Annotated in this window: 26 protein-coding genes and 1 riboswitch; of the genes, 9 read left to right on the forward strand and 17 right to left on the reverse strand. The window is 60.5% G+C overall.

Going from position 1 to position 26,159, the window contains the following annotated elements; genetic code table 11:
• Positions 1 to 13: 13 nt before the first annotated feature.
• The 5 genes from AB4O23_RS27510 to AB4O23_RS27530 form a co-directional block, all read right to left on the reverse strand.
• Positions 14 to 2,743 (reverse strand): LuxR C-terminal-related transcriptional regulator, encoded by a 2,730-nt coding sequence (locus AB4O23_RS27510; RefSeq protein WP_135196383.1) that lies wholly within the window; start codon positions 2,741 to 2,743, stop codon positions 14 to 16.
• A gap of 242 nt (positions 2,744 to 2,985) precedes the next feature.
• A complete protein-coding gene (locus tag AB4O23_RS27515) occupies positions 2,986 to 4,350 on the reverse strand; it encodes a DUF1329 domain-containing protein (RefSeq protein ID WP_065877275.1) in 1,365 nt (454 codons plus the stop codon).
• A 29-nt stretch (positions 4,351 to 4,379) separates the two neighbouring features.
• Positions 4,380 to 6,272 (reverse strand): DUF1302 domain-containing protein, encoded by a 1,893-nt coding sequence (locus AB4O23_RS27520; RefSeq protein WP_460150341.1) that lies wholly within the window; start codon positions 6,270 to 6,272, stop codon positions 4,380 to 4,382.
• A 331-nt stretch (positions 6,273 to 6,603) separates the two neighbouring features.
• Complete coding sequence (locus AB4O23_RS27525) at positions 6,604 to 8,286, reverse strand: fatty acid--CoA ligase (RefSeq protein WP_068937027.1); 1,683 nt, start codon at positions 8,284 to 8,286, stop codon at positions 6,604 to 6,606.
• Positions 8,287 to 8,551: 265 nt separating this feature from the next.
• Positions 8,552 to 9,184 (reverse strand): LysE family translocator, encoded by a 633-nt coding sequence (locus tag AB4O23_RS27530; protein ID WP_017526162.1) that lies wholly within the window; start codon positions 9,182 to 9,184, stop codon positions 8,552 to 8,554.
• Between the two features lie 84 nt (positions 9,185 to 9,268).
• On the opposite strand from AB4O23_RS27530, the gene AB4O23_RS27535 reads away from it, so the two are divergent.
• The 3 genes from AB4O23_RS27535 to AB4O23_RS27545 all read left to right on the forward strand — a co-directional run bounded on the left by AB4O23_RS27535 (position 9,269) and on the right by AB4O23_RS27545 (position 12,108).
• Positions 9,269 to 10,234 (forward strand): 2-hydroxyacid dehydrogenase, encoded by a 966-nt coding sequence (locus AB4O23_RS27535; RefSeq protein WP_460061540.1) that lies wholly within the window; start codon positions 9,269 to 9,271, stop codon positions 10,232 to 10,234.
• Between the two features lie 30 nt (positions 10,235 to 10,264).
• Positions 10,265 to 11,263 carry a class I SAM-dependent methyltransferase gene (locus AB4O23_RS27540; protein WP_116078446.1) on the forward strand — a complete coding sequence of 333 codons (999 nt, stop codon included), beginning with the start codon at positions 10,265 to 10,267 and terminating at the stop codon, positions 11,261 to 11,263.
• 50 nt (positions 11,264 to 11,313) lie between these two features.
• Positions 11,314 to 11,435, forward strand: a riboswitch (yybP-ykoY riboswitch).
• A gap of 88 nt (positions 11,436 to 11,523) precedes the next feature.
• Entirely contained in the window at positions 11,524 to 12,108 is a 585-nt protein-coding gene (locus tag AB4O23_RS27545) for a TMEM165/GDT1 family protein (RefSeq protein ID WP_005784895.1), read from the forward strand.
• Between the two features lie 73 nt (positions 12,109 to 12,181).
• Here the strand turns inward: AB4O23_RS27545 and AB4O23_RS27550 are convergent, their stop codons facing one another.
• The 4 genes from AB4O23_RS27550 to AB4O23_RS27565 all read right to left on the reverse strand — a co-directional run bounded on the left by AB4O23_RS27550 (position 12,182) and on the right by AB4O23_RS27565 (position 14,238).
• Positions 12,182 to 13,000, reverse strand: a complete 819-nt coding sequence (locus AB4O23_RS27550; protein ID WP_460150343.1) for a M48 family metallopeptidase — start codon at positions 12,998 to 13,000, stop codon at positions 12,182 to 12,184.
• A 126-nt stretch (positions 13,001 to 13,126) separates the two neighbouring features.
• Positions 13,127 to 13,747, reverse strand: coding sequence for an SOS response-associated peptidase (locus AB4O23_RS27555; protein ID WP_017526158.1), 621 nt, complete (start codon positions 13,745 to 13,747; stop codon positions 13,127 to 13,129).
• Between the two features lie 36 nt (positions 13,748 to 13,783).
• On the reverse strand, positions 13,784 to 14,044 hold the full coding sequence (locus tag AB4O23_RS27560) for a putative signal transducing protein (RefSeq protein WP_065877278.1): 261 nt from the start codon (positions 14,042 to 14,044) through the stop codon (positions 13,784 to 13,786).
• 11 nt (positions 14,045 to 14,055) lie between these two features.
• Positions 14,056 to 14,238: a CPXCG motif-containing cysteine-rich protein gene (locus AB4O23_RS27565; RefSeq protein ID WP_017526156.1), complete on the reverse strand. Its 183-nt coding sequence runs from the start codon at positions 14,236 to 14,238 to the stop codon at positions 14,056 to 14,058.
• Between the two features lie 132 nt (positions 14,239 to 14,370).
• Between AB4O23_RS27565 and AB4O23_RS27570 the strand changes: the two genes are divergently transcribed.
• Positions 14,371 to 15,534 carry a 1-acyl-sn-glycerol-3-phosphate acyltransferase gene (locus AB4O23_RS27570; RefSeq protein WP_026067128.1) on the forward strand — a complete coding sequence of 388 codons (1,164 nt, stop codon included), beginning with the start codon at positions 14,371 to 14,373 and terminating at the stop codon, positions 15,532 to 15,534.
• Between the two features lie 61 nt (positions 15,535 to 15,595).
• Here AB4O23_RS27570 and AB4O23_RS27575 read toward each other — a convergent pair whose 3' ends face one another.
• Positions 15,596 to 15,853 carry a hypothetical protein gene (locus tag AB4O23_RS27575; RefSeq protein WP_017526154.1) on the reverse strand — a complete coding sequence of 86 codons (258 nt, stop codon included), beginning with the start codon at positions 15,851 to 15,853 and terminating at the stop codon, positions 15,596 to 15,598.
• A gap of 183 nt (positions 15,854 to 16,036) precedes the next feature.
• On the opposite strand from AB4O23_RS27575, the gene AB4O23_RS27580 reads away from it, so the two are divergent.
• On the forward strand, positions 16,037 to 16,246 hold the full coding sequence (locus AB4O23_RS27580; protein ID WP_017526153.1) for a hypothetical protein: 210 nt from the start codon (positions 16,037 to 16,039) through the stop codon (positions 16,244 to 16,246).
• A gap of 56 nt (positions 16,247 to 16,302) precedes the next feature.
• Here the strand turns inward: AB4O23_RS27580 and AB4O23_RS27585 are convergent, their stop codons facing one another.
• Complete coding sequence (locus tag AB4O23_RS27585) at positions 16,303 to 16,890, reverse strand: YajG family lipoprotein (RefSeq protein WP_017526152.1); 588 nt, start codon at positions 16,888 to 16,890, stop codon at positions 16,303 to 16,305.
• Positions 16,891 to 17,072: 182 nt separating this feature from the next.
• Here AB4O23_RS27585 and AB4O23_RS27590 point away from each other — a divergent pair, with 182 nt between their 5' ends.
• Together AB4O23_RS27590 and mqo are read left to right on the forward strand one after the other, a co-directional pair.
• Positions 17,073 to 17,306: a hypothetical protein gene (locus tag AB4O23_RS27590; protein WP_017526151.1), complete on the forward strand. Its 234-nt coding sequence runs from the start codon at positions 17,073 to 17,075 to the stop codon at positions 17,304 to 17,306.
• A 727-nt stretch (positions 17,307 to 18,033) separates the two neighbouring features.
• Positions 18,034 to 19,542, forward strand: a complete 1,509-nt coding sequence (gene mqo / locus AB4O23_RS27595) for a malate dehydrogenase (quinone) (protein ID WP_135196380.1) — start codon at positions 18,034 to 18,036, stop codon at positions 19,540 to 19,542.
• Positions 19,543 to 19,598: 56 nt separating this feature from the next.
• On the opposite strand, the gene AB4O23_RS27600 is transcribed toward mqo, so the two are convergent.
• The 4 genes from AB4O23_RS27600 to AB4O23_RS27615 all read right to left on the reverse strand — a co-directional run bounded on the left by AB4O23_RS27600 (position 19,599) and on the right by AB4O23_RS27615 (position 21,544).
• Positions 19,599 to 19,886, reverse strand: a complete 288-nt coding sequence (locus AB4O23_RS27600) for a PA4642 family protein (RefSeq protein ID WP_017526149.1) — start codon at positions 19,884 to 19,886, stop codon at positions 19,599 to 19,601.
• A 108-nt stretch (positions 19,887 to 19,994) separates the two neighbouring features.
• Positions 19,995 to 20,480, reverse strand: a complete 486-nt coding sequence (locus AB4O23_RS27605) for a hypothetical protein (RefSeq protein ID WP_017526148.1) — start codon at positions 20,478 to 20,480, stop codon at positions 19,995 to 19,997.
• A gap of 35 nt (positions 20,481 to 20,515) precedes the next feature.
• On the reverse strand, positions 20,516 to 20,983 hold the full coding sequence (locus AB4O23_RS27610) for a WbuC family cupin fold metalloprotein (RefSeq protein ID WP_017526147.1): 468 nt from the start codon (positions 20,981 to 20,983) through the stop codon (positions 20,516 to 20,518).
• A gap of 3 nt (positions 20,984 to 20,986) precedes the next feature.
• Positions 20,987 to 21,544: a hypoxanthine-guanine phosphoribosyltransferase gene (locus tag AB4O23_RS27615; RefSeq protein WP_017526146.1), complete on the reverse strand. Its 558-nt coding sequence runs from the start codon at positions 21,542 to 21,544 to the stop codon at positions 20,987 to 20,989.
• 163 nt (positions 21,545 to 21,707) lie between these two features.
• Here AB4O23_RS27615 and upp point away from each other — a divergent pair, with 163 nt between their 5' ends.
• Together upp and AB4O23_RS27625 are read left to right on the forward strand one after the other, a co-directional pair.
• The gene (gene upp / locus AB4O23_RS27620; protein ID WP_017526145.1) at positions 21,708 to 22,346 is read left to right on the forward strand and encodes a uracil phosphoribosyltransferase; all 639 of its coding nucleotides are present in this window, start codon (positions 21,708 to 21,710) and stop codon (positions 22,344 to 22,346) included.
• Positions 22,347 to 22,348: 2 nt separating this feature from the next.
• Positions 22,349 to 23,623, forward strand: coding sequence for a uracil-xanthine permease family protein (locus tag AB4O23_RS27625; protein WP_017526144.1), 1,275 nt, complete (start codon positions 22,349 to 22,351; stop codon positions 23,621 to 23,623).
• 63 nt (positions 23,624 to 23,686) lie between these two features.
• Here the strand turns inward: AB4O23_RS27625 and hisC are convergent, their stop codons facing one another.
• Both hisC and hisD read right to left on the reverse strand, forming a co-directional pair.
• The gene (gene hisC, locus AB4O23_RS27630; protein WP_065877280.1) at positions 23,687 to 24,739 is read right to left on the reverse strand and encodes a histidinol-phosphate transaminase; all 1,053 of its coding nucleotides are present in this window, start codon (positions 24,737 to 24,739) and stop codon (positions 23,687 to 23,689) included.
• 1 nt (position 24,740) lies between these two features.
• The gene (gene hisD, locus AB4O23_RS27635) at positions 24,741 to 26,066 is read right to left on the reverse strand and encodes a histidinol dehydrogenase (protein ID WP_017526142.1); all 1,326 of its coding nucleotides are present in this window, start codon (positions 26,064 to 26,066) and stop codon (positions 24,741 to 24,743) included.
• Positions 26,067 to 26,159 lie beyond the last annotated feature (93 nt).

The following is a 26,159-nucleotide window of genomic DNA, read 5'->3' on the forward strand; positions in this document are numbered from 1 at the left end:
AAGCGGTCAGGCGTTAACCAATCAACCTCAACTCCTGCGCCCGCGCGACAGCCTGGGTGCGTCGCTCCACGCCAAGTTTGCTGTTGATATGGCTGGCGTGGGTCTTGACCGTGTGCAGGGAGATAAACAACCGGTTGCTGATCTCCTGGTTGGAGCAACCTTGGGCGATGAGTTGCAGGACTGCCAGTTCACGCACGCTCAGGGTTTCGTGATTGGATACTGTTTCGGCTATTACGGCCGCCGGCAACAGTGCCGACAGGCTCTGGCTCAGTAGGCCGTGCGGGTCTTTGCCCAACTGCTCGCGCATCCAGTCCGGGTAGCTGTCCAGCAAGCGCTGGAAGGGTTGCAATGCCCCGCCTGCGCCCGTTTCAAGCGCCCGGGCCAACACCGGCCGTGCCGTGAGTTCCTGGCCGCCATCGAGCAGCAACTGCGCCTGTTGGGTAAGCGCCATCAGGGCAATCATCAGGCGCCCGCTGTCATGGGCCCGCTGTGCCAGTGCAGCGAGCCGTTGCAATGCCGCGTCGGGTTGATGGCGGACGGCATCGAGCGCGGCTTGTTGCAGGCCGATATGTTGCGGCAGGTGCGGATGAAACTCCGGCGCGGCGGCGGCCTGCTCACCGTTATAGGTCTGCCCCAGTCGGGTCAGCCAGGCGTCGGCCAGGTCGGTGCGGCCCTGGGCCAGCCACAGTTCGCATTTGATCAGGGTGATCATCGCCAGGTAGTAGATCGGCGGCACATCCCAAATGTGCATCAAGCGCTCCGCCTCGGCCAGTTCGGCGAAGGCCTTGGCAAAGTCACCACGGCGCCCTTCGAAGCTGGCGATCACGCAATGGCCGATCAGCACGCTGATGTCGCGACAGGCACGCGCTTCGGCCAGGCCTGCGCGAAGATGGCTGATGCCGGCGTCGGGCTGGTTGCGTAACAACAGCAAGTACCCTTCGTACAACGACAGGCGCGCGCGCACCGCGTACAAGCGTTGCGGCGCCAGGCCCTGCAAACGTTGCAGGCCCTGGCGCACCTCATCGAGGGCACGCAGGATCTCGCCGCGCGCCTGCAGGACACGCGCACGGTCATAGTGGGCCAGGGCCTCGAACAGCGGGTTGCCGACCCGCTGCGCCAGCTCCAAGGATTCACGGTTCAAGCCGCGGGCGCGCCACAGATCGCCATCGGCGATGGCCAGGTTGGACAGCGTCGACAGGCACACCAGGCGCTGGCCGTACCGCCGCTGCGGCAAGCTTTCCAGGGCCTCGCTGCAATAGCGCTGGGTCAACTCACGATCACCTCGGCCCCGCGCGATAATTCCGCTCAGCGCCAGCCACTGGGCCAGCATCGACTTTTGTGCGGTGGCCGACGGCGCCGGCAGGAAGCGGCTGAGGTAGCCGGACAACTCTTCCGCCGCATCCAACTGGCAGGCCAGCCCCAATGCCCAGCTGTACAGCACGATCAGACGCGGCGTGCTGATCAGCAGGCTGTCGGGCAGGTCCATTTTCCAGCGCAGCAGCATGCCCACATTCTGTTCGGCCAGCAGCTGTTCCTCGGACAGGTTCTGCACCAGGTTCGCCGCCACATCGAGGTGGCCGGCGCGCAACGCCTGCTCCACCGCCTCGTCGATCAGGCCTTGGCCATTGAACCAACGACACGCGCGCAGGTGCAGGCTGGCGGCGGGTAATAGGTTGTTGCTTGCGCGTCGGGTACGCAGCAGGTCGGAGAATAAGTGGTGATAACGGTACCAGTGCCCCTGCTCGTCCAGAGGCACCAAAAACACTTGATGGGCTTGTAGATAACGCAGGATTTCCGCGCTGTCGTGGGCTTCGCGCACGGCATCGCACAGCTCGCTGCAAAAGCGCTCCTGGGGCGCGGTGTCGAACAGGAACGCCTGCACTTCGGCGGGCAGGCAGTCGATCACTTCTTCGAGCAGGTAGTCGCGGATCAGCCCTTCCCCACCGTGCAGGCTTTGCGGCAACGCGCCTTCGTTGCCGGCTTCGGACGCGGCCAGCAACCAGAAACGCAGGCCGGCCACCCAACCCTCGCTGCGGCGGATCAGGTTGTCGAGGGCCTCGCCCTTCAGGGAACTGCTGTGGCGGTCCAGCACCGCCAGGGATTCGGCATGGGTCAGACGCAGGTCTTGTTCGTGCAACTCCAGCAAGTGCCGTGACAGACGCAAGCGTGCCAGGTGCCAGTCAGGGCGCTGGCGACTGGTCACCAGTACCAGCAGGCCGTCAGGCAAATGGTTGAGGAAAAATTGCAGGCAGCGATCCAGCACCGGGCCCTGGGCCAGATGGTAGTCATCCAGCACCAGCAACAGCGGCGCGCGAGTAGACAGGTGAACGGCCAACTCATCAAGCAAGCCGTCAAGCCACTCTTCAAAGGCAAACGGTTGGTGCCGCTGGCGCATTTTCAACAGGCCCAGGGAATGGCTGCCCAGTTGCGGGAAGTACTGCTGCAAGCCTTCAAGCAGGCGCTCAAGAAACCGGCCCGGGTCGTTGTCTCGCGGGCTCAGGCCCAGCCACAGGCTTTGCCAGTGCGCCGGCAGGCTCTGGCAGAACTCTACGGCCAACGAACTCTTGCCGAACCCGGCCGGTGCGCTGACCAGCAACAGTCGCCCTTGCAGACCGGCGCTCAGCCGCTCGCACAGCCGCGGTCGCGGCACGTAGCCGTCGGGCAGCGGAGGCCTGTAGAAGCGACCTTCCAGGGTTGGGATCACCGCACTGGGAGGCCCTTGGATTCGGGACAGATCAGTCATCGCCGGGCTCTTGTAGAAGGCTGTTGTCGGCATTGCAGATGTCCGCAGACTAGCGGTAAAAGCCGCTGCTTTGTAGATCTTTGCAACATTTGCCTGAAAAAGAACTGAGACAAAAAATATCGCAACAAACAAAAAGTGGGAGGGGGCGTGCTCCCGATAAAGGTGGATCAGTCAATGCCTATGCTGACTGTCACACCGCTATCGGGAGCAAGCCCCCTCCCACATTGGGTTACCGCTGCTGCTTAGCGAACACCATCCTGGCGCAGGGCCGCTGGGGTAAAGTCGCTGGTGGTGGCGGTGAAGCCGAAGTCATACGCCTGCTTCTCTTCGTTCTTCATGCCCAGGGCCAGGTAGCGGCCGGACTGCAGGTCGTAGAGGGTTTCCAGGGCGTACCACGGCACTTGCTTGTCGTAGTAGTTCTCGCCATGGGCTTCGGCGACGCGCCACAGTTGGCCACGACCATCGTAGTGATCGATCACCGCGGCTTGCCAGGTGTCTTCGTCGATGTAGAAGTCACGCTTGGCATAGATGTGACGCTGGCCTTCCTTCAAGGTGGCGACCACATGCCAGACGCGGCGCAGTTCGTAGCGCGTGAGGTCCTGGTTGATGTGGCCGGCCTTGATGATGTCGGCGTACTTGAGCTTGGGATCGTCGATCTTGTAGCTGTTGGAGGCGATGTAGATTTCCTTCTTGCCTTCCAGTTTCCAGTCGTAGCGATCCGGCGCACCGTTGTACATGTCGAGGTTGTCGGAGGTGCGCAGGCCGTCGGCGGCGGTACCCGGGCCGTCATAGGACACTTGCGGTGCCCGGCGCACACGGCGCTGGCCGGCGTTGTAGACCCACGCCGAACGCGGCTCCTTCACTTGGTCCAGGGTTTCATGCACCAGCAGCACACCACCGGCCAGACGTGCCGGCGCCGTCACTTGCTGCTTGAAGTAGAACAGGATGTTGCCCGGGTTTTTCGGGTCGAAATCCTTCATCTTGTCGCGGAACACGAACTGATCGCGGAAGTACACCAGGCTGTAGGAACCGTTGGTTTGCGGCGTAGCCTGGGTGACCAGGCGCGTCACGCTGCCGCCGCGATAACGGGTGATGTGGTTCCAGATGACTTCCACACCGCTTTTTGGGATCGGGAACGGCACGGCGGTTTCAAAGTTTTCCAGGCCGTTGCCGCCGGACACCAGGTTGGTGGTGGTGGCGTTCTTCTTGATGGAGGCGAACACCTCCGCCGGCACCGTGGCACCGCGATGGGTCGGGTAGACCGGCATCTTGAAGGTCTCCGGGTAACGCTTGAACATCGCGTACTGCCCCGGTGCCAGCTTGTCCTTGTACTGCTCGACGTTCTGCGCGGTGATGGTGAATTGCGGTTGCTCACTGGCGTACGGGTTGGCAAGGAACCCCCTGGCATCCACAGCCCCGGCGTTGGTCGGCATCGGCGACCATTTCGGGATGGTGCCGGCCGCGTTCCCAGCCATTTCGGCGCCCATTGGGGTCAGGGTCGTGCCCAGCTTGGCGGCTTCATCCGCCGATACTGCCGCCATGACGTTACTCGCCAGGATCGACAGCCCAAGCACACCCACGTGCAACAGACTTTTGGTTATTTTCATGTTCTTGTTCTTCCTGAAATGCAGTGTGCTTAGAAGTTCACGCCAACGCTGAGGGCGACGAAGTCTCGATCATCAACAGTGCTGTAATCACCGCCAAAAAAGTTGGTGTAGTTCAGGCTGGCGGTGTAGGTGTTCTGGTATTCGGCGTCCAGACCGAGGCTGACGGCTTTTCGACCTTCTTCGAAGTTAGCACCAGGGCCTGGCGAGTAACCTTTGACGTCGTGGGACCACGCCACGCTTGGCTTGAGATTCACACCTGCGAAGACATCCGGGTATTCCCAGATCGCACGACCGCGATAACCCCAGGAGGTAGCAGTGGTGAAGCCGTCATTGTTGCAATTCTCGGAAAGATTGCTGGCATCGGCGCCGGGCCCTGCACCACCGATGGTTCCCGTGTTAAGAATTGCCGAGCAGGTATTACGTCCTAAAGTGGCTGGCAATGCACCCGGACCAAACACCGGGTCACGACCGTAACGTGCATCAGACTTGCTCTCCAGCCCACCCACATGAGTGATACCCACCTCACCTACCAGGGTCAAACGGCTCGCGCCCATCACCTGATCAAAGAAATGCGTCAGTGTGGTCTGGAATTGAGTGATTTCCTTGCGACGGTAGCCATTCAAGTCTTGACCCTTCGCACCGCGAAGCGGGGAAGCATTTTGATAAAGACCGCCCAAATCTCTCACACCCGCGTAGAGAATGTCGGTTGTATTGAGTTGCACCGGTGCATTAGGGCGGTAGCTGATTTCACCGCTCCAGGCCGTCCCTGTAGGCAAAGTGGTGGAGAAGCTCAACCCATAGAGACGGATATCTTCAGGGTACTCAATGAAATACTTGGAGTTACCCGCAATGAACACTGGCGCCAGGGAGCCAAAAGCGGGAGCCACTGTGTAGGCCGATGCAGGAGCGGCGGTTGCGCTGAAGATCGGTGCGCGACTGTGATAATTCATGAAGTAGGCACCGAACTCGGTGTCCAGCGGTTCAAAGTTGTAGTGCATGGCCACACCAAACTGGCCACTATCACGCGCGTCACGATCACCGCCACGCCGCACCAACGTACCCTCTTCGTTGATGTTCAGACCCCGCGCGTCGAACTGTGCCAACGCGCCACGGCCTGGAGCAGTGGCTGCAATGGTCGAACGCTTGGCGAGCAGGCGCAAATTGTCGCTGCAACCATCCGAAACTACGTCCGGCTGCGAAAAGAATGTCCCACAGTTATCTGTAACAGTCTGATCCCACTCCAACTGATAAAACGCCTCGGCCGACAAGTTATCGGTCAAGGTCTGCGACACATAGAACATGTTGACCGGAATCAGGCCTTCCTTGATCTCGGCCCCCGGACGACGGAACGCGGACACATCGATAGGGTTGACAGAGTTGATGCCGCCGCCGATGAAGGTACTTTCCCCCCAACTGACAACCTGCTTGCCAAAGCGCACCGACCCAGGCTGATCGGCAATTGCATAGTTGTGATAAACGAATGCATCAAGAATTTGGCCGCCGGATGACTTGGCCCCCTCTTTGCGGTTGCTGTCGCTGATGTCTTTGAACTGACGACTCTCGTCTTTCAACTCAAAGTCATACCAATACTTGCCACGCACAAACACACCGGTATCGCCGTACTTCAGTTCCAGATCATGAATGCCCTTGAAGATCTTCGAGAACGTCTCACCACGTTTGAAATTCAGGTGACCGTCGTCGGAGGTTTGGGACAAGCCCGAGCCACCATTGTTGACGCCAATCAGATCTTTGTTGGGTTTAGCCGTGCCCCAACTCGCCCCCACAGAAAGCGACGAGTCAAAGCTCCCTTCGATTTCACCGATATTGAAACTGACGCCGAATGCAGGCCCGGCGAGCGTAGAGGCGAGGCTGACGGTCAGGGGCAATCTTGCCCGGCGCCAGAACTGGTTTACTGAGGTCATCGACGCTACTCCATGTGCATTATTGTTATGGCAGTGAGTTCTTTCTGTGATGCTTGTATCGGCCGGAATACAACGATTCCAATGCCGCCCGGCAACTGAACCTCCATGGCCCGAAGCGACGCATCCTTGAAAAACCCATGGTGGGACTATAGCCAGCAGGGGGTACCGCTTGATCCCTCTAAAGTGTGATTTGCATCACCGACCCGTCTGCCACAGTCCTTTCGCCATGCCGGCGAAGGCCGACGCGGAGAGGATGGCTGAAAATCCGTAAATCACAAGTGAAGGCGCAAGATAGAGCATTGCCGTGCCCGAACGGGCACGGCGAAGGGCGTCAGAGGGTGGACAGGAAGGTGCTGTTGTTGGCCTGCCATTCAATGATGTCAATGCGGATACGTTTTTTGTCGAGCTTGCCGACGCTGGTCTTGGGAATTTCCGTAACAACGGCGATCTGGCTCGGAATCGCCCACTTGCTCAAATGGCCCAATTCCACAAAAGGCTTGAGGTGCTCCTTGAGCTCGCGGGCCCCTATCATATGGCCATCACGCACCACCAACAGCGCAAACGGGCGCTCGCCCCACTGCGGATCGGCGATGCCCACCACCGCTACTTCGCGTACCGCCGGGTGACGGCTGACCAGGTCCTCAAGAGCCAGCGAGGAAATCCACTCGCCACCGGTCTTGATGACATCCTTGATGCGGTCGCGGATATCGATCACCCCGAACGCATCCAGCGTGGCCACGTCTCCGGTGTGCATCCAACCACCGGCCCACAGCTCGGCGCCCTTTTGCGGCTCGTTGTAATAGCCTTCGGTCAGCCACGGCGCGCGCAGCACCAACTCGCCCTGGGACTCACCGTCGGCGGGCAGGAAGTTACCGTCGCCATCCATGATCGCCGCTTCCACCAGCGGCCCCGGCACCCCCGCCTTGATACGGTAAGTGATGCGCTCGTCTTCGCCGCCGGCCAGCAGTTCTTCGTTGAGATGGGCACAGGACACCAGCGGCCCGGTCTCGGACATGCCGTACGCGGCGGTCAGCTGGATACCACGGGCCTTGGACGCTTCATACAGCGTACGGTTGAGCGCGCTGCCGCCGATGACGATTTTCCAGCCCCCGAAATCCACGCCTTGGGCAGCCTTGGCATTGAGCACCATTTGCAGGATGGTCGGCACGCAGTGAGAGAAGGTGACCTTTTCTTTGCGCCACAGCTCCACCAGGTATTCCGGGTCGTAGCGGCCAGGGTAAACCTGCTTGAGGCCGAGCATGGTCGCCACATACGGCAAGCCCCAGGCATGTACGTGAAACATCGGCGTGATCGGCATGTACACGTCGTTGGTGCCCAGCAGGCGCACGCTGTCGACGCTGCCCATAATGGTCGCCACACCGATGGTGTGCAGCACCAATTGACGATGGGTGAAGTACACCCCTTTGGGGTTGCCGGTGGTGCCGGTGGTATAGAAGGTGGTGGCGACGGAATGCTCGTCAAAGTCCTGGAAGTCGTAGTGAGGGCTGGCGGCGGCCAGCAGCGTTTCGTACTCGCCCACCAGGCTGGGCAACTCGGCGGTTTTGGACTCCCCGTCGGTGAGCAGCAGGGTCTTGTCAACCGTAGTCAGTTGCCCGGCAATCGCCTGGTAAAGCCCCACGAACTCACTGTTGACCAGTACGAAACGGTCCTCGGCATGGTTCATGGTGTAGAGAATCTGTTCCGGCGACAGACGCACGTTAATGGTGTGGATCACCGCGCCGATCATCGGGATGGCGAACATGCATTCCAGGTAGCGATGGCTGTCCCAGTCCATCACCGCCACGGTATCACCGGCCTTGACCCCGGCCTCGGTCAGCACATTGGCCAGGCGCGCAACCCGCTCCATCAGCGTCGGGTAGGTGTAACGCAGTTTGTCGCGATAGACGATTTCCCGGGTTTTTTCGTAGCGGGCGCCGGACATCAGCAAACGCTTGATCAACAGCGGGTACTGGTAGGCACCTTCGGCGGGGGGGATAACACGGGTCTGCAACATACGAATCCCTTTTATGACTGCACGGTCTTGGCTGAACGATCTGCACTGTAGAGCGCTTATGTTTCAGCCAAATCAGCCAAAGGAATGATTTGCAGAGCCCGGCAAATACTAGCTTTGCGCCACCATCCTGGACTCACAAAGATCAATGTGGGAGGGGCTTGCCCCCGATGGCGGCGTTTCAGGCAAATGTTTATCAACTGATCCACCGCTATCGGGGGCAAGCCCCCTTCCACATTTTGACCGTGCCTACTTGAGCGAGCAGCGGTTATTTCATGCTGGTAAAGGCCAGCTTCACGCCGATGGCGATCAACACCGCGCCCATGGTGCGATCGAACCAGTGGCCCATTCGCGCAAAGCCCGCACGCACGCGCTGCTGGCTGAACAACATGGCTACCATGCAAAACCACAACGCCGTCGCCACCGCCAGGTACACACCGTAACCCGCCTGCACCGCGAGCGGCGTGTGCGGGTTGATGACCACGGTGAACAGCGACAGAAAGAACAACGTCGCCTTGGGGTTCAGGCCGTTGGTCACAAAGCCCGCGGTAAACGCGCCGCGTGGGGTGCGTTCGCCCGCTTCACGATGTAACTCGCCCTCGGCGGCGGGCTTGGCCGGTTGCGCGCGCAGGGCCTTGAAACCGATGTACAGCAAGTACGCCGCCGCAGCCCATTTCAATGCATTGAACAGCACGATGGACTGGGACACGATCAAGCCGATGCCGAGCAACGAATACCCCACGTGCAGAAAAATCGCCGAGCCCACGCCCAGCGCCGTCCAGGTGCCGGCGCGACGGCCATGGGTCACGCTTTCACGCACCACCACGGCGAAATCCGGGCCGGGGCTGGCCACCGCCAGGAGGTGAATCAGGGCCACGGTCAAAAACTCGGCGAGGTACATACGCACTCCATTAAGTAACGGATTATTTCATCTGATAGGCTCGGCAGATTACGCCTTCGAACCCTGCTGCAAAAGGTACAGTTGATGACGAACAATCGCCGCGCCGTCTTCCTTGATCACCCGTCCCTGGACCTGGGGGACCTCGACCTCAGTGGTTTACGCGACTGCTTCAGTGACCTGCAGTTGTACCCGGACACCACGCCGCAGAACGTGATTGCGCGCCTGCAAGGCGTCCAGGCGGCCATCAGTAACAAGATTGCGCTCAACGCCGAGACCCTGGCGGCCTGCCCGGAGCTCAAGCTGATCCTGGTATCGGCCACCGGCACCAACAACATTGACCTGCAAGCCGCCCGTGCCCATGGCATCACCGTGAGTAACTGCCAGGGTTACGGCACACCCTCGGTGGCGCAACACACAATCATGCTGTTGCTCAACCTGGCGACCCGCTTGCAGGACTATCAACGGGACGTGGCCGCCGGCAAGTGGCAGGAAGCCAAGCAGTTCTGCCTGCTGGGCCATCCTATCGTCGAACTGGAAGGCAAGACCCTTGGTCTGCTGGGCCACGGTGAGCTGGGCAGTGCCGTGGCGCGCCTGGCCGAAGCTTTTGGCATGCGCGTGCTGCTCGGCGCCATCCCAGGGCGCCCCGCCCGCGCAGATCGCGTGCCGTTGGATGAGTTGCTCCCCCAAGTCGACGCCCTCACGTTGCACTGCCCGCTCAACGAGCACACCCGCGGCTTTATCGGCGCCCGTGAACTGGCACTGCTCAAGCCGGGCGCGTTGGTGGTCAATACGGCGCGCGGTGGTTTGATCAACGAACAGGCCCTGGCTGAGGCCTTGCGCAGCGGTCATCTGGGTGGCGCGGCCACCGACGTACTGAGCGTGGAGCCGCCGGTCGACGGCAACCCGTTGCTGGCCGCTGACATTCCACGGCTGATCATCACCCCCCACAACGCCTGGGGCAGTCGCGAAGCACGACAGCGCATCGTCGGCCAACTGACGGAAAACGCCTTGGGCTTTTTCAGCGGCGCCCCGCTGCGCGTCGTCAGTTGATAAACTGCGCCCCTTTTCAAGGAGCAGACCATGGATCCGCGCAGTGAAGTACTGCTTCGTCAGGCCGAACTTTTTCAAGGCAACCTGTTGCTGGTGGGCTTGCCCGCCGACGACCTGCTGGGCCGCCTGCCCAACGCCCACGGCTGGAGCTGGCACGCCGGTGACCAGGCGGCGCTCGACGCACGGTTCCCCGAGCGCAGCCAGTTTGGCGTGAATGTGCCAGAGCGTGAGTTCGATGCAGCGGTGATCTTCCTGCCCAAATCCAAGGACCTCACCGATTACCTGCTGAACGCCGTGGCCGCGCGCCTACCCGGCGCCGAGCTGTTTCTGGTCGGAGAGAAAAAAAGCGGTATTGAAAGCGCCGCCAAACAGATGATCCCCTTGGGCAAGCCGCGCAAGCTCGACAACGCGCGGCATTGCCAGCTGTGGCAAATCACCGTGGCCAACGCACCACAAGCGGTGGCGCTGGAGAGTCTGGCGCAAGTCTTTGAAGTGCCGCTGGCCGAAGGTCCACTCAATGTCGTGAGCTTGCCGGGTGTGTTCAGCCATGGCCGCCTGGACCGTGGCACCGAGCTGTTGCTGGAGCACTTGGACAAACTGCCGAGTGGCCACCTGCTGGACTTCGGTTGCGGCGCCGGCGTGCTGGGGGCTGCGGTGAAACGCCGTTACCCGCACAACAGCGTGACGATGCTGGACGTAGACGCCTTCGCGGCTGCCAGCAGCCGCCTGACCCTGGCGGCCAACGGCCTGGAAGCCGAGGTGCTGACCGGCGATGGCATCGACGCCGCGCCGATGGGGTTGAATGCGATTCTGAGCAACCCACCGTTCCATGTCGGGGTACACACCGATTATTTCGCCACCGAGAACCTGCTGCGAAAAGCAGCCAAACACCTGGCAAAAGGCGGTGAACTTCGGCTGGTCGCCAACAGTTTCCTCAAGTACCAGCCGCTGATCGAAGAGCACTTGGGCGTGTGTGCGATCAAGGCCGAGGGCAATGGTTTTCGCATCTACCGCGCCAAGCGCGGCTGACAGGCGTTTGAAAAAGAAGGCTTGCCGAATAGGTTTTGCCTAGGCAGAATCCGCTCCGTCCTAGGGGAGTAGTCTCCCACGAGCCTCACGCTCGTCCGGCATACGTCAACATACTTGGTCAGCAGACCATGGCGTATGCGACCCAGGAGTCCGCACAGACGGACCGGGGTTTGACAAGACCTATGGCACGCACACCTTACCCGGGGCGGGAAGGCTGTACGTGTCATAGCCGTGTCGACCCGCCCCTGGAAACCTACCTGATGCTGGATTCACTCCTCGTTCCAACTGCAATCGTTGCCTTGGCCGAAATCGGCGACAAGACGCAACTGCTCGCACTCATTCTCGCCGCTCGCTTCCGCAAGCCCTGGCCGATCATCGCCGGCATCGTTGCCGCGACCCTGGCCAACCATGCGGCCGCCGGTGCCGTGGGCGCCTGGTTTGGCAGTTTCTTCTCGGATGCGGTGTTGCACTGGATCCTTGCGGCGAGCTTCTGCGCGACCGCCCTGTGGACCCTGGTGCCCGACAAGCTCGACGACGACGAAGCCAGCACCACACGCAAGTTCGGGCCGTTCCTGACCACACTGATTGCATTTTTCCTGGCAGAAATAGGTGACAAGACGCAGATCGCCACGGTGATGCTGGCGGCGCAATACCCTGAGCTGTGGCTGGTCATCATCGGTACCACCCTGGGTATGTTGATTGCCAACGTACCGGTGGTTCTGGCGGGGAATTTCGCGGCGGAAAAATTGCCGTTGACGTTGATTCGTCGATTGGCGGCAACGGCGTTCTTCGTGCTGGCGATTGTGGCGGTGTACAAAGCCATGCAAAGCAGTGGCTGGATCTAAGGCGCTAAGCCTGCAAACCCAAACCAATGTGGGAGGGTGTAGAACCCTCCCACATTTAGGTCTTCATCAAGCCTTAGGACTTCTTGGCCTGTTGGTAGAGCGGCATCACCTTCGGAATCGCCGCCTGCAGCGACGCAATCCGGCTGTCGGACGCAGGGTGCGTACTCATGAACTCCGGCGGCGCACCTTCCGATGCCTTGGCCATTTTGTTCCACAGCGTGATGGCCGCGTTCGGGTTGTAGCCGGCGCGGACCGATAGCTCCAGACCGATCAGGTCGGCTTCGTTTTCATTGCTGCGGCTGTTGGGCAAGGTCATGCCATAGTTGGCCACGGTGTCGGCCAGTGCCAGGCTGTCCTGGCCCAGGCCGAACAACGCACCGGCGCCCTGCTTGGCCATCTCGATACCGTAGGCCTTGGACATGGCTTCGCGACCGTGTTCACGCAAGGCGTGGGCGATTTCATGGCCCATCACCGCAGCCAGCTCGTCATCGGTGAGTTTGAGATTGTCGATCAGCGCGCTGTAAACCAGAATCTTGCCGCCAGGCCCGCAGTTGGCGTTCATCTCATCGCTCTTGATCAGGTTGACTTCCCAGTTCCACTGGGCGGCATCCGCACGGAAGGTCGGCGCCTGGGCGATCAAGCGTTTGGCGATGGCCTGCACGCGCTTGGCGTTGGCGCTGGTCTTGTCCAAAACCCCTTTGCCACTGGCTTCACCCAGGGTCTGCTGATAGGACTGGGCATACATCTGGTCAACTTCCTGACTCGACAGCATGCTGAACATGTATTGCTTGCGCTCAACTCCAACGGCGCCGCCGCTGGTGGTATTGACCGACTGACACCCAGCCAGCAGCATCGCCGCAGCCAGTACGCTTACCGCCACTGTTTTTTTCATCAACACTCTCTCCCTGAAAAAACGCCCTTGAAACATGGCGCGTATCGTAGGCGCTCATTTGTATCCACGCCAGATACACCAGACGTGTAGCTGCAAATTTTCAGATACATCCCACAGTCGCCAGGCTTAAGCCGGCGTCAGGCACTCCGGCCCATTGAGCTTGGGATCGTTGACCATATTGGCCAGGACGCGCTCGCGCAATGCGACCGGTTCACTGGCCAACAGGCCTTGCAGCACATGCAGCGGCGTCTCGGGGTCGAGCCAGGCCGCCTGCCCCGCCACATCCAGAATCAGTGGTCGACGCTGGCTCTGCGCGGCCTGGGTGACCACTGCCGTGCTCAGCCACACCTGCTCCTGCACCGGATAGGCTTCCCAGATCGCGGCAAAAAACAATGTGGAACCCTCCCCCGGTGTCAGCCAGTACGGGCGCTTGCGCTGGGTGCCACGCCACTCGTAGAAACCATTGGCCGGTAGCAGGCAGCGCCGCTGACGGAACGCCTCGCGGAACATCGGTTGTTCGGCCAGGGTTTCGGCGCGGGCATGGGCCGGGGTGCGGGAAAGGTCGGTGAGCCAGGGTGGCGTCAGGCCCCAGCGGGCGCGGGCCAGGGTGCGCTGGCCGTCGGCGGCGCGCTGGATCAGCACGGAATCATTCGGGGAGATGTTCCACTGGGCTTGCTGGTCGGCCGGAAAGCCCGGCAAGGCAGCAAAGGAAGGGTTCCAGCGAAACAGGGCATAACGTCCACACATGGGGCAACACGACTCTTGGGTAAACCGACCGACAGCCTAACAGACCAGCACGTCGGGGAAGCTGTCGGGTTCATCGCCGGGCAAGGGCTGCGCACCGATATAGGCAGTGATCAGCTCGCGGGCATCGGCGGCGCGGTCATTATCGACTTCCAGACCCAGCAAGCCGAAGATCGGCAATTCGCCGGTGCCGCCGAGCAAATGACGCCCCACCAGGTGCGCCTCGATGCCCTCGCTGGCGAGCATCTTTTGCAACAGCTCGCCCTCCATCAGGTTTTCCGGTTCGTAGATTCGCTGCATGGGCGTACCTGCTATTCGTTTTCACTGCGGGTGTCGAGCATCCACTCGTCACCATGCACCTGCAGGTCGAAAATAATCGGGCGGCAGCACACCTGACAGTCTTCGATATAACACTGATCTGCGCCCGACAAGTCCACCGTCGTCTCGACCTTTTCACCGCAATAAGGACAATCGTACGTCGCAGTTTCCAGCATCGCAGTCTCCCAAGTGACTTGTGCGTATAATCGCCGGTCTATTTACAGGGCTATTTTCGGCCTGGCCCATTACCTGGTCCGCACCCTGGTTTTTCCTTTACTTACCCTAGCCGTTTCTAACAAGAGAGCATGATGGGCGAATTCGATACCATCCGACCTTATAACGACAGCGAAGTCCCGGCAGTGCTGGACCGGCTGTTCAGTGACAAGGCCTTTCTGGACATCCTGACCCACTTCCGCTTCCCGCGCTTCGCCGGCCCCCTGGGCTGGTTGCTCAAGCCGATGATCGCTCGCAAGCTGCGCCGTGAATTCGCCGGGGTCACCACCGTGGCCACGCTGCAGGACAAAGTCGAGTATTACGTCGACCACACCATCGACCGGGCGACCGACGGCGTGACCTACACTGGCGTCGAGCAGCTCAAGTCCGGCAGCGCCTACCTGTTTTTGGCCAACCACCGCGATATCGTGATGGACCCGGCCTTCGTCAACTACGCCGTGTATCACGCTGGCCTGCCGACGCCACGCATCGCCATTGGTGACAACCTGCTGCAAAAGCCCTTCGTCAGCGACCTGATGCGCCTGAACAAGAGCTTTATCGTGCACCGTTCAATCACTGGGCGAAAGGAGAAGATGGCGGCGTTCAACCTATTGTCGGCCTACATCAATCATTCGATCCGCAACGACTGCCAGTCGATCTGGATAGCCCAGGCAGAAGGCCGGGCCAAGGATGGGGATGATCGCACCGAATCGGCGATCCTCAAGATGTTTCACGTCAGCCGCAAGGACGAGCCGTTTGCCGAAGTGATCCAGTCGCTGAACCTGACGCCGGTGTCCATCAGCTACGAATACGACCCGTGTGATTCGGCCAAGGCGCGCGAGTTGTACATCCGCGCAACCACGGGCACTTATGTAAAAGCGCAGGGCGAGGATGACGTCAGCATTGCCCTGGGCATCACCGGCTATAAAGGCCGCGTCCATATCAACTTCGCACCTCCGATTACCGAGCGTTTCGAAGACACCAAAGTACTGGCCGTGGAGATGGACCGGCAGATTCTGGGCGGTTATCGGTTGTTCCCGGTGCACTATCTGGCCTACGCCCAGTGGAGCGACGCCGACCCGCAATTGCAGGTACCAAAGGCCGCCGAGCTGTTCCCCGCAGATGAACTGGCCAAGGCGCAAGCGGAATGGGACCGACGCTTGAACGAGTGCCCCGCTGAGCACCGGCCCTACCTGGTGGTGCAGTACGCGACACCTGTGCGCAACCAGTACCGCGTTAAAGCCGGCATTCCCCTGTAAACGCCGAGCTTGAAAATGTGGGAGGGGGCTTGCTCCCTCCCACATTTGGTTTGCGCTGCGTTTATAGGTGGGTGCTGAGCCAGGAGATGCTCAGCGCCAGCCCCATACACACAAAACCGACTCGATAAGCCACACGGTGCGCCCGCTCGGTGCGCACATCCAGAAACAGCATGGGTTGGTCGATCGTGCGCTTCTCACTTTGCGCGGTCAGGTCAGCCATCGCGCGTTGCTCGCGCAGTCGGGTAATGAACAGGAGCGCTGCGCCGGGGCAGGCCACCGCTAAAGCGAGAGCATTGATCAATAGTGCGGGCAGGGCCATCGCAAACCTCAGCGAAACAGTGACTGGGTATCAGCCCAGCTACAAACCTGGACGATAGTGGCCTCCAGCGCCGAAAACGCTCCATCCCCCATGAACGGTTAATGTATCCAGTAATTTACAGCGTCACCTGAACGTCACCTTAACAAGCCACTCTGTTGCCCTTCGAACGTTCGGGAGCTTGTCATGTTGCACGCACACAACCAGGATCGGCTGTATCTGATGGCCCAAAGCGACGAGCAGGAGGCGCTGGTCGGCAGCCTGGCGTTCAACGTGCAGGACCGCCACTGGCTGGTGTATTGCGCCCTTGGCGGACATCAACATGCCGACCTGCCGGAAGCCGACCTGTTGACGGGGGTAAGCATGCTGGACTTCCGTATCGACACAGCCGCATGAAACTCAAGACATAAAAAAACCGGGCTCAACCAAGCCCGGTTTTTTTTGCGAAACGGTTATTGCGCGCTGAGCAACTGGCCGATGCTCGGGTCTTTGAACAGGCGGGTCAACGCGTCACTGAGGACGTCGCTGACCAGCTTGGTGTTGGTTTCCTGGTTGGGCGACATGCCGAAGCGCTGGTTGAGCGACGCACCATAGCGACCACTGTAGCGACGGGTGCCGGCGGTGACGTCGGACTTGAACGTAGCGCCGATGGCGGCTTCAGTCACGTACAGGCCTTCTTTGGGCGACTGATACTTCAGCTCCGCCAGGGTGATGGTCAACTGGGGAGCGCCCGGGGCGTTGGGGCTTGGGGTGAAGCCCAACAGGCGCACGGCCGCTTCAGCCTGGGCCTGCAGCTTGGGCAGCACGTCCTGGCCGGTGACCGAAATCAGCGCGGTCTCCGGGTACAGGCCGCCGCGCGAACCGAGCGTAGGCGACGGGCGACCATCCACTACACGCACCGACACCGGCTGGCCATGGCCTACCGGCGCCAGCTGGGTGGTGAGCTTAGGTTGCGGGCTGAGTTGTTGCGGGCTGTTGGCGCAGCCAACCAAAGTCAAACTGGTCACAGTGATCAAACCGAACAACAGGCGTTGCAACATACTCATTTCTCCAGGACTAGGTGCAAACAGGCGGGCAGTATAACGGTGTGCGCAGGGCACCCACCAGTCATCCTGAACAGCACCTGAAACCACGGCGAAATTACAATTTCGCATAAATCCGTCATTTCAATGTCATGGCAGACTGGCAACCTTCAAGCATGTAACGCAACCGGTACAAAACCATGCGCCTTCTCAAATCGCTGTTCATGTCACACACCCGTCATCGCCAGTTCGCCTTGCTCGACGCCAAGGGCCATTGCCTGGCATTCAAGCAGTGCAGCCTGCCGCCTGTCGGCGAAGGCTGGGTGGAAGTGACCGAGACCCGGCTATGCTGGATGCACCGCCCGCTGCCGGCCAGCGCCCGGGTTCGCCCAGCGGTGATACACGCACAACCGCGCCAAGCGTTGGCCTCCTGACCACAACTCGAATAAAAGTCATAAAACACGTCCATTTCCCTGACGTTCTTCGCTACAATCTCCCCCCGATTATAAGGACGTCTCCTGATCGGGCCTCGCAGCAACGTTAATGCCTCGGTATTAACCTCAAGAATCGCCCACAGAGAGCCGCCCACACAGATCGAGTGAAGCTGGCGCGCTTGCTGTTTCCTTTGCAAACCACCCGCCTTTACCGAATCTGCCAGAGCTGCCATTGCGCTCGGCCACTTGAGTTGTTTGCCCGTTTTGCCGCATGTCGGCAAAAGTACCGCGGGCCAGGTGCCAGGCTGAGGCAGCCCTTTTTTGAGGTTCACGTCTTCAAAAGAGCGTGAAAAAACGGGTTTTCACAACTTCACAAGAGTGTGGCGAGCAAATGAATAGTTTGGCGTTTGTACAAGCACCATCAGCGTCTGGAACAGCCCAACCACACAGGATTGAGTACTCCTCGACAACGGGAGCTTGAGCCTGTCCGCTACGGATTGATTGCACCCATCGCACGCTTTGACCATAAGTCGAATTGCCACAGGCGCCCATGAATGCGTTCATAGGCGGATTAGGCAGGCAGGAAGCGTGCGCTGAAGTTGCAAAGAATTGCGAAACGGACATGGCGATCCTGGCCATGGGTAACCTGGGGCATCACGTGAACCGCCCCGTCACTCCTGGCAGCCATGCCGTCAATTTGGTGCTGCAGATTTTGGAGACGCGTTAAATGGCGCATAACGAAGCAGTCGACGTAGTTCTGGTAGGGGCCGGCATCATGAGTGCCACCCTGGCCGTTCTGCTCAAAGAGCTCGACCCCGGCCTCAAGCTGGAAGTCGTTGAGCTGATGGACTCGGGTGCAGCGGAGAGTTCCAACCCGTGGAACAACGCCGGTACCGGCCACGCCGGGCTGTGCGAGCTGAACTACACCCCGCAGGCCGCCGATGGTTCCATCGACATCAAGAAAGCCATCCACATCAACACCCAGTTTGAGGTGTCGAAGCAGTTCTGGGCGTACCTGACCAAAAAGGGCACCTTTGGCTCGTCCAAGTCCTTTATCAGCCCCGTGCCGCACCTGAGCTTCGTGCAGGGCGAAAAAGGCGTGTCGTTCCTCAAGAAGCGCTTTGAAACCCTCAGCCAGCACCACGCGTTTTCGGATATGCACTACACCGAAGACCGTAGCGAGATGGCCGAGTGGATGCCGCTGATGATGCCGGGGCGTCCGCTCGACGAAAAAATCGCCGCTACCCGTGTGACGAACGGCACCGACGTCAACTTCGGCGCCCTGACCAACCAGTTGCTCGGCCACCTGACCAGCTCGCCGGACGCTCAGGTCAAGTACAGCAAGCGCGTCACCGGCCTCAAGCGCAACGGTGCCGGCTGGACCGTGAGCATCAAGGACGTCAACAGCGGCAATAGCCGTGAAGTGGACGCCAAATTCGTGTTCCTTGGCGCCGGCGGCGCGGCGCTGCCCCTGCTGCAAGCCTCGGGCATCGAAGAGAGCAAAGGCTTCGGCGGCTTCCCGGTCAGCGGCCAGTGGCTGCGTTGCGACAACCCCGAAGTGGTCAAGCACCACCAGGCCAAGGTCTACAGCCAGGCCGCCGTGGGCTCGCCGCCGATGTCCGTGCCGCACCTGGATACCCGCGTGGTGGACGGCAAGAAGTCGTTGCTGTTCGGGCCATACGCCGGTTTCACCACCAAGTTCCTCAAGCACGGTTCGTTCCTCGACCTGCCGATGTCGATTCGCGCCGGCAATATCGGCCCGATGCTGGCCGTGGCCCGCGACAACATGGACCTGACCAAGTACCTGGTCAGCGAAGTTCGCCAATCCATGGAGCAACGCCTGGAATCCCTGCGCCGCTTCTACCCGCAGGCGAAAGCCGAAGACTGGCGCCTGGAAGTGGCCGGCCAACGGGTACAGATCATCAAGAAAGACCCGAAGAAAGGCGGCGTGCTGCAATTCGGCACCGAGCTGGTTGCCGCCAAGGACGGTTCGCTGGCCGCTCTGTTGGGCGCATCCCCAGGCGCTTCGGTGACCGTGTCGATCATGCTGGAACTGATCGAGCGTTGCTTCCCGGCCAAAGCCGCCGGCGAGTGGGCGACCAAGCTGCAGGAGATTTTCCCGGCTCGGGAAAAGGTACTGGAGACGGATGCCGAGCTGTATCGCAAGATCAACACGCAAAACAACATCAGCCTGGAACTGGTTGAGCAAAGCAACGAGGCCGAAAGCTACGCTTAAGGCATTGCCAAGCCATAAAAAAACGCCCCTCGGGGCGTTTTTTTTCGCTCGGCGAATCAGTCGCGGGCGTTATCGATCAGCTCGATGTATTCGGCGGCGTTGCGCTGGTCCTTGATCAGATCAACAAATGTCTGGCCATGCTCATCCTTGCCATCCAGATCCAGGCCGGCCGCCTTGAAAAAACCCAGGAACCGCTCGAAGTCGTCGATACGCAGGCCACGGTAGGCCTTGATCAGCTTGTGCAGGGACGGTGAAGTCGCGTCGACCGGCTCGAAGTCCAGGAATAACTTGATCTGGTCGTCGCCAATCTCGTCACCAATCACCTGTTTCTTATCTTTACGCATTACCGACTCCAGCCTGCAGACATTACACGGGGTTTGAAGTCTACCTGCGGCGTGCAAGCTTCGAAAGCGCTGGAGACCCCTCCCACATTTGGATATTCAGCGTTTTTGCTATTGGGTACGGACCGCCCCGGTGTGCAAATCCGCCCAGATATGCCCATTGGCATAACTGAGGAACTGCACATATACCGTGTCATTGCGCAGCAGGTCGATGATCACGCGGTATTGGGCAACGGGATAAGACAGCGTCAGGGTCTTGGACTTATCGTCGAACACCGGCTTTTTCAGGCTTTTGCTTTCGGCATCGAAGTTGAGCACTACCTGGGCAATGGTCGCGCCTTTATTCAGGGACTTGCCTTTGAGGCGGATCATCAGCGGCGAGGTCACCGGGATCGGTTGCTGGTTGGACTGGCGCTGATTGCCCACCACCACCGCGTACTCGGTGACTTGCAGCAACTGTTGCTGGTCAGGCGTTTCGGTGCGAAGGGTGAGGTCATCGGGCGGCAGGAATTGGCCGTGCATCGGGGCCGGGGCAGCGGCCAGAGGCAAACTGAGGGTCAGCGCCAGGGCGGCGCAGGTGCGAATCAACAGGCTCATGGGCCGCTCCGTGCGAGATAGCCCAGCACTGTAGCTCAATCGAACTGGGCAAGCATCCAGCGTTGATAGGCGAGCACATCGGCGTCGCCTTCACGCGGCGCCCAATCGGCCAGCTCCCCCACGCCTATCGGACGATAAGGCCCGGCCTTGCATTCGAACATGACCGTGTCGGGTTCCAGCACCACCAGGCCGTGGAAAACACCGGGCGGCAGATCAACGCCGGAGCACTCGCCGCCCGCCTGCATTACACGCTTGGCGATGACCTCCCCGGCGTCATTGAACACCAGCAACCCCAGGCGCCCCTGAAGCACCAGCAAGGTTTCCGCCTTGTCGGCGCTCAAGTGTCGATGGGGTGGCACGTACGTGTCCGGTTGCAGGCCCACGGCCAGGCGATGACACGGCTCTTGCATCTGGTGGAAGTTATGGTGATGCCGCCCGCGAGGGCTGGCGCCCGCTTTCTCGGCCAGTTCGGCAAATAGCGTCTGATCAAGAAAACGGGTCATGGCTTACATCCCTTTGACGGCGTAGATCCCATTGGCATTGCGCCAGTAGCCTTTGTAGTCCATGCCGTAACCAAAGATGTAGCGGTCGATGCACGGCAGGCCGACGTAATCGGCTTTCAGGTCCGGACGGGCTTTGCGATCGTGGTCTTTGTCGATCAGCACGGCGGTGTGCACTTTACGTGCGCCGGCGTGTTTGCAGAAGTCGATGATCGCTCCCAGGGTGTGACCTTCGTCGAGGATGTCGTCGATGATGAGTACGTCGCGGTCGATGAACGAGACTTCCGGCTTGGCTTTCCAGAACAGGTCGCCGCCGGTGGTTTCGTTGCGGTAGCGGGTGGCGTGCAGGTAGGACGCTTCCAATGGAAATTGCAGGTGAGTGAGCAATTTGCCGGCGAAGATCAAGCCGCCGTTCATCACGCAGAAAACCACCGGATTGGTGTCGGCCATTTCGCGGCTGATGTGTGCGCCGACCTTGGCGATCGCCTCTTCGACTTGCGCTTCAGTGTACAGGCAGTCAGCCTCGCGCATGATTTGACGGATATGCTCGAGATCAGCGGACATGGCGCTCTCCAAGGGGTGCTGTGGCAAGAAAAGCGGGCGAAGGTACGCTTCTCGTGCGCTCCGAGCAAGCCTTAATGGACTAACGTGCTAGATGTCTATAGGACAACACCCTCGGATAGATTAATCTAGGCCGGTTTTTTTGCCCGCCGCCGGAGCCTTTCCCATGCCCACTCGCGAGATCCGCCACCCGCTGATCCGACACAAGCTCGGCCTTATGCGCCGCGCCGACATTAGCACGAAGAATTTCCGTGAGCTTGCTCAGGAAGTCGGAGCGTTGCTCACTTACGAAGCCACCAAGGATTTGCCCCTGGAGAACTACGAGATCCCCGGTTGGGCCGGTCCCGTCCAGGTGGAAAAAATCGCCGGTAAAAAAATCACCGTGGTGCCGATCCTGCGCGCCGGTATCGGCATGCTCGAAGGCGTCCTCAGCCTGATTCCCGGCGCCAAGGTCAGCGCCGTGGGCGTAGCCCGCAATGAGCAAACACTGCAGGCCCACACCTACCTGGAAAAACTTGTCCCGGAAATCGACGAGCGCCTGGCCATGATCATCGACCCGATGCTCGCCACCGGCAGTTCCATGGTCGCCACCATCGACCTGCTGAAAAAAGCTGGCTGCAAGGACATTCGTGCGATGGTGCTGGTCGCCGCCCCCGAAGGCATCGCCGCCGTCGAGAAAGCGCACCCCGACGTGCAGATCTACACCGCCTCGATCGATGAACGCCTGAACGAACACGGCTACATCATCCCGGGCCTGGGCGATGCCGGCGACAAGATCTTCGGCACCAAGCAGAAGGACGCGTGAGCATGCAGGATGAATTCAACGACCCGCTTTGGCGCCAGATCCTGTCTGGCGCACAAATGCTTTTTGTAGCATTTGGCGCGCTGGTGTTGATGCCGCTGATCACCGGTCTTGATCCAAACGTCGCACTGTTCACCGCCGGCCTGGGCACGTTGTTGTTCCAGGTGGTGACAGGCCGGCAGGTGCCGGTGTTCCTGGCCTCGAGCTTTGCCTTTATCACCCCGATCATCCTTGCCAAGGGCCAGTTCGGCCTCGCGGCAACCATGGGCGGCGTGATGGCGGCCGGTTTCGTTTATACGTTCCTGGGCCTGGCGGTGAAGGTCAAGGGCACCGGTTTTATCGACCGGCTGCTGCCGCCTGTGGTGATCGGGCCAGTGATCATTTCCATCGGCCTGGCCATGGCGCCGATTGCCGCGAACATGGCGATGGGCAAGTCCGGCGACGGTGCCGAGCTGATCCATTACCAGACGGCAATGATGATCTCGATGCCGGCGCTGCTCACCACGTTGATCGTGGCGGTGTTCGGCAAAGGTATTTTCCGCCTGGTGCCGATCATCTCCGGCGTGCTGGTGGGCTTTGCCATGGCGTTCTACTTTGGCGTAGTCGACACGGCAAAAATCGCCGCTGCACCCTGGTTCGCCCTACCCCACTTCACCGCACCGGAATTCAACTGGCAGGCCATCCTGTTTATCGTCCCGGTGGCCCTGGCCCCGGCGATCGAACACATCGGTGGTGTGATTGCGGTGGGTAGCGTGACCGGTCGCGACTATCTGAAGAAGCCTGGCCTGCATCGCACATTGCTCGGTGACGGCATCGCCACCACGGCCGCCGGCCTGTTTGGCGGCCCGCCGAACACGACTTACGCCGAAGTGACCGGCGCGGTGATGCTGACCAAGAACTACAACCCGAAAATCATGACCTGGGCTGCAGTGTTTGCCATCAGCCTGGCGTTTATCGGCAAGTTCGGCGCACTGCTGCAGAGTATTCCGGTACCGGTGATGGGCGGGATTCTGTGCTTGTTGTTCGGCTCGATTGCGGCCGTTGGCATGAACACACTGATTCGCCACAAGATCGACCTTGGAGAGGCGCGCAATCTGGTGATTGTGTCGGTAACCCTGGTGTTCGGGATTGGCGGCGTGCTGGTCGGTACCGGCACCGGCCCGGATGATTTCGGCCTCAAGGGCATCGCCCTGTGTGCGGTGGTAGCGATTGGTTTGAACCTGCTGCTGCCGGGCAATGATGGCTGGAAGAACAAGAAGCCGGATGAGCCGTTGCTGTAATTAGCAACACAAAACCAATGTGGGAGGGAGCAAGCCCCCTCCCACATTTGATTTCAGCGCCTGTTAGAGCTCGCCGAGACCATCGATCAGCGCCTGGTTCTGCTCCGGCGTACCGATGCTGATCCGCAGGAATTGAGCAATTCGCTCCTGCTTGAAGTGACGCACGATCACCCCTTGCTCACGCAGCTTGGCGGCCAATCCGGCTGCATCGTGCCGTGGGTGGCGAGCGAAGATGAAGTTGGCGGCCGAAGGCAGCACCTCAAAGCCTTTAGCCTCCAGCTGTGCGACCAGCGTGTTGCGGCTGTCGATCACCAACCGGCAGGTCCTGTCGAAGTACTCACGGTCGTCGAACGCCGCCGCCGCGCCGACAATCGCCAGGCGATCCAGCGGGTAGGAGTTGAAGCTGTTCTTGACCCGCTCCAGCGCCTCGATCAGGTCCGGGTGGCCCACGGCCAGGCCCACGCGCAAACCGGCCAGTGAGCGCGACTTGGACAGGGTCTGGGTCACCAGCAGGTTGGGGTAACGGTCCACCAGGCTGATGGCGGTTTCGCCGCCGAAGTCGATATACGCCTCATCGACCACCACCACCGAGTCGGGGCTGGCCTTGACGATCCGCTCCACCGCATCCAGTGCCAGCACGCAGCCGGTCGGCGCGTTCGGGTTGGGGAAGATAATCCCGCCGTTGGGCCTGGCGTAGTCCGCGACACGGATCTGGAACTGCTCGTCCAACCGCACCGGCTCGGACTTGATGCCATAGAGGCCGCAGTACACCGGATAGAAGCTGTAGCTGATATCCGGGAACAGCAGCGGCAGGTCGTGCTGGAACAGACCGTGGAAGATGTGCGCCAACACTTCATCGGAACCGTTACCGAGGAACACCTTGCCGGCGTCGATCCCGTAGTACTTGGCCACGGCCTGCTTGAGCAGGTCGCTGTTGGGGTCCGGATACAGGCGTAGGTTGTCGTTCAACTCGCCCTGCATCGCAGCCAGCGCCTTGGGCGACGGGCCGTAGGGGTTTTCGTTGGTGTTGAGCTTGACCAGTTTGGTCAGCTTCGGCTGTTCACCAGGTACGTAAGGCACCAGGTCCTTGACGAACGGGCTCCAGAATTTGCTCATCTCAATTACCTTTCTTGTCGTCAAGGATGCGGTATTCAGCGCTGCGGGCGTGAGCGCTCAGGGATTCACCACGGGCCAGCACCGAAGCGGTCTTGCCCAGTTCGGAGGCACCCTGTGGGGAGCAGAAGATAATCGACGAGCGCTTCTGGAAGTCATACACCCCCAGCGGCGACGAGAATCGCGCGGTGCCGGAGGTCGGCAACACGTGGTTCGGGCCCGCGCAATAGTCGCCCAGGGCTTCGCTGGTGTGGCGGCCCATGAAGATCGCACCGGCGTGGCGAATCGATGGCAGCCACGCTTGCGGGTCGGCCACCGACAGTTCCAGGTGCTCCGGCGCGATGCGGTTGGCCACTTCGATGGCCTGCTCCATGTCACGCACCAGGATCAGGGCACCACGGCCATTGATTGACTTCTCGATGATCTCGGCGCGGTCCATGGTCGGCAGTAGCTTATTAATGCTGGCGGCGACCTTGTCGAGGAACTCGGCGTCCGGGCTGACGAGGATCGCCTGGGCGTCTTCGTCGTGCTCGGCCTGGGAGAACAGGTCCATGGCGATCCAGTCCGGATCGGTCTGGCCGTCGCACACCACGAGGATTTCCGAGGGGCCGGCGATCATATCGATGCCGACCTGGCCAAACACGTGGCGTTTGGCGGTGGCGACATAGATGTTGCCCGGGCCGACCACCTTGTCGACCTTCGGCACGCTTTCGGTGCCATAGGCCAACGCCGCGACAGCTTGAGCGCCACCGATGGTGAACACCCGGTCCACGCCGGCGATGCAAGCGGCTGCCAGCACCAGCTCGTTGATTTCACCGCGCGGGGTCGGTACCACCATGACCACTTCAGTCACGCCCGCCACTTTGGCGGGAATCGCGTTCATCAACACCGATGACGGGTACGACGCCTTGCCACCCGGCACGTAGAGGCCCGCCCGGTCCAGCGGCGTGACCTTCTGGCCCAGCACGGTGCCGTCGGCCTCGGTGTAGCTCCAGGAATCCTGTTTCTGCTTTTCGTGGTAGCTGCGCACGCGTGCTGCCGCGACTTCCAGGGCTTCCCGCTGTGGTGCGGTGATGCGCGTCAGGGCCAGTTCCAGGCGTTCGCGAGGCAGGATCAAGTCTGCCATGGACTTGACGTCCAGGCCGTCGAACTGGCGGGTGAAATCCACCAGCGCTGCGTCACCGCGCTCGCGCACAGCCTTGATGATGTCGAGTACTCGCTGATTGACCGAGTCGTCGGACACGCTTTCCCAGCTCAGCAAATGATCCAGATGATGGGCGAAATCCGGGTCGGCAGCGTTGAGTCGGGCAATTGCAGTGGACGTGGTCATAGCGAGGGCCTCAATAGAATTGGCAAAAACTCAGGCGCCCTAAACTAGCAGTCGTTTCCGCTTGGGCACCTGAGAATTCTGGCTATGAGGCGG

It is taken from the genome of Pseudomonas sp. H2_A10 (assembly GCF_054680085.1).

Excerpts from the sequence above, each read along its gene's own strand:
- AB4O23_RS27510 (WP_135196383.1), bottom strand. The coding sequence starts at position 2,743 with ATGACTGATCTGTCCCGAATCCAAGGGCCTCCCAGTGCGGTGATCCCA.
- AB4O23_RS27515 (WP_065877275.1), bottom strand. The coding sequence starts at position 4,350 with ATGAAAATAACCAAAAGTCTGTTGCACGTGGGTGTGCTTGGGCTGTCG.
- AB4O23_RS27520 (WP_460150341.1), bottom strand. The coding sequence starts at position 6,272 with ATGACCTCAGTAAACCAGTTCTGGCGCCGGGCAAGATTGCCCCTGACC.
- AB4O23_RS27525 (WP_068937027.1), bottom strand. The coding sequence starts at position 8,286 with ATGTTGCAGACCCGTGTTATCCCCCCCGCCGAAGGTGCCTACCAGTAC.
- AB4O23_RS27530 (WP_017526162.1), bottom strand. The coding sequence starts at position 9,184 with ATGTACCTCGCCGAGTTTTTGACCGTGGCCCTGATTCACCTCCTGGCG.
- AB4O23_RS27535 (WP_460061540.1), top strand. The coding sequence starts at position 9,269 with ATGACGAACAATCGCCGCGCCGTCTTCCTTGATCACCCGTCCCTGGAC.
- AB4O23_RS27540 (WP_116078446.1), top strand. The coding sequence starts at position 10,265 with ATGGATCCGCGCAGTGAAGTACTGCTTCGTCAGGCCGAACTTTTTCAA.
- AB4O23_RS27545 (WP_005784895.1), top strand. The coding sequence starts at position 11,524 with ATGCTGGATTCACTCCTCGTTCCAACTGCAATCGTTGCCTTGGCCGAA.
- AB4O23_RS27550 (WP_460150343.1), bottom strand. The coding sequence starts at position 13,000 with ATGAAAAAAACAGTGGCGGTAAGCGTACTGGCTGCGGCGATGCTGCTG.
- AB4O23_RS27555 (WP_017526158.1), bottom strand. The coding sequence starts at position 13,747 with ATGTGTGGACGTTATGCCCTGTTTCGCTGGAACCCTTCCTTTGCTGCC.
- AB4O23_RS27560 (WP_065877278.1), bottom strand. The coding sequence starts at position 14,044 with ATGCAGCGAATCTACGAACCGGAAAACCTGATGGAGGGCGAGCTGTTG.
- AB4O23_RS27565 (WP_017526156.1), bottom strand. The coding sequence starts at position 14,238 with ATGCTGGAAACTGCGACGTACGATTGTCCTTATTGCGGTGAAAAGGTC.
- AB4O23_RS27570 (WP_026067128.1), top strand. The coding sequence starts at position 14,371 with ATGGGCGAATTCGATACCATCCGACCTTATAACGACAGCGAAGTCCCG.
- AB4O23_RS27575 (WP_017526154.1), bottom strand. The coding sequence starts at position 15,853 with ATGGCCCTGCCCGCACTATTGATCAATGCTCTCGCTTTAGCGGTGGCC.
- AB4O23_RS27580 (WP_017526153.1), top strand. The coding sequence starts at position 16,037 with ATGTTGCACGCACACAACCAGGATCGGCTGTATCTGATGGCCCAAAGC.
- AB4O23_RS27585 (WP_017526152.1), bottom strand. The coding sequence starts at position 16,890 with ATGTTGCAACGCCTGTTGTTCGGTTTGATCACTGTGACCAGTTTGACT.
- AB4O23_RS27590 (WP_017526151.1), top strand. The coding sequence starts at position 17,073 with ATGCGCCTTCTCAAATCGCTGTTCATGTCACACACCCGTCATCGCCAG.
- mqo (WP_135196380.1), top strand. The coding sequence starts at position 18,034 with ATGGCGCATAACGAAGCAGTCGACGTAGTTCTGGTAGGGGCCGGCATC.
- AB4O23_RS27600 (WP_017526149.1), bottom strand. The coding sequence starts at position 19,886 with ATGCGTAAAGATAAGAAACAGGTGATTGGTGACGAGATTGGCGACGAC.
- AB4O23_RS27605 (WP_017526148.1), bottom strand. The coding sequence starts at position 20,480 with ATGAGCCTGTTGATTCGCACCTGCGCCGCCCTGGCGCTGACCCTCAGT.
- AB4O23_RS27610 (WP_017526147.1), bottom strand. The coding sequence starts at position 20,983 with ATGACCCGTTTTCTTGATCAGACGCTATTTGCCGAACTGGCCGAGAAA.
- AB4O23_RS27615 (WP_017526146.1), bottom strand. The coding sequence starts at position 21,544 with ATGTCCGCTGATCTCGAGCATATCCGTCAAATCATGCGCGAGGCTGAC.
- upp (WP_017526145.1), top strand. The coding sequence starts at position 21,708 with ATGCCCACTCGCGAGATCCGCCACCCGCTGATCCGACACAAGCTCGGC.
- AB4O23_RS27625 (WP_017526144.1), top strand. The coding sequence starts at position 22,349 with ATGCAGGATGAATTCAACGACCCGCTTTGGCGCCAGATCCTGTCTGGC.
- hisC (WP_065877280.1), bottom strand. The coding sequence starts at position 24,739 with ATGAGCAAATTCTGGAGCCCGTTCGTCAAGGACCTGGTGCCTTACGTA.
- hisD (WP_017526142.1), bottom strand. The coding sequence starts at position 26,066 with ATGACCACGTCCACTGCAATTGCCCGACTCAACGCTGCCGACCCGGAT.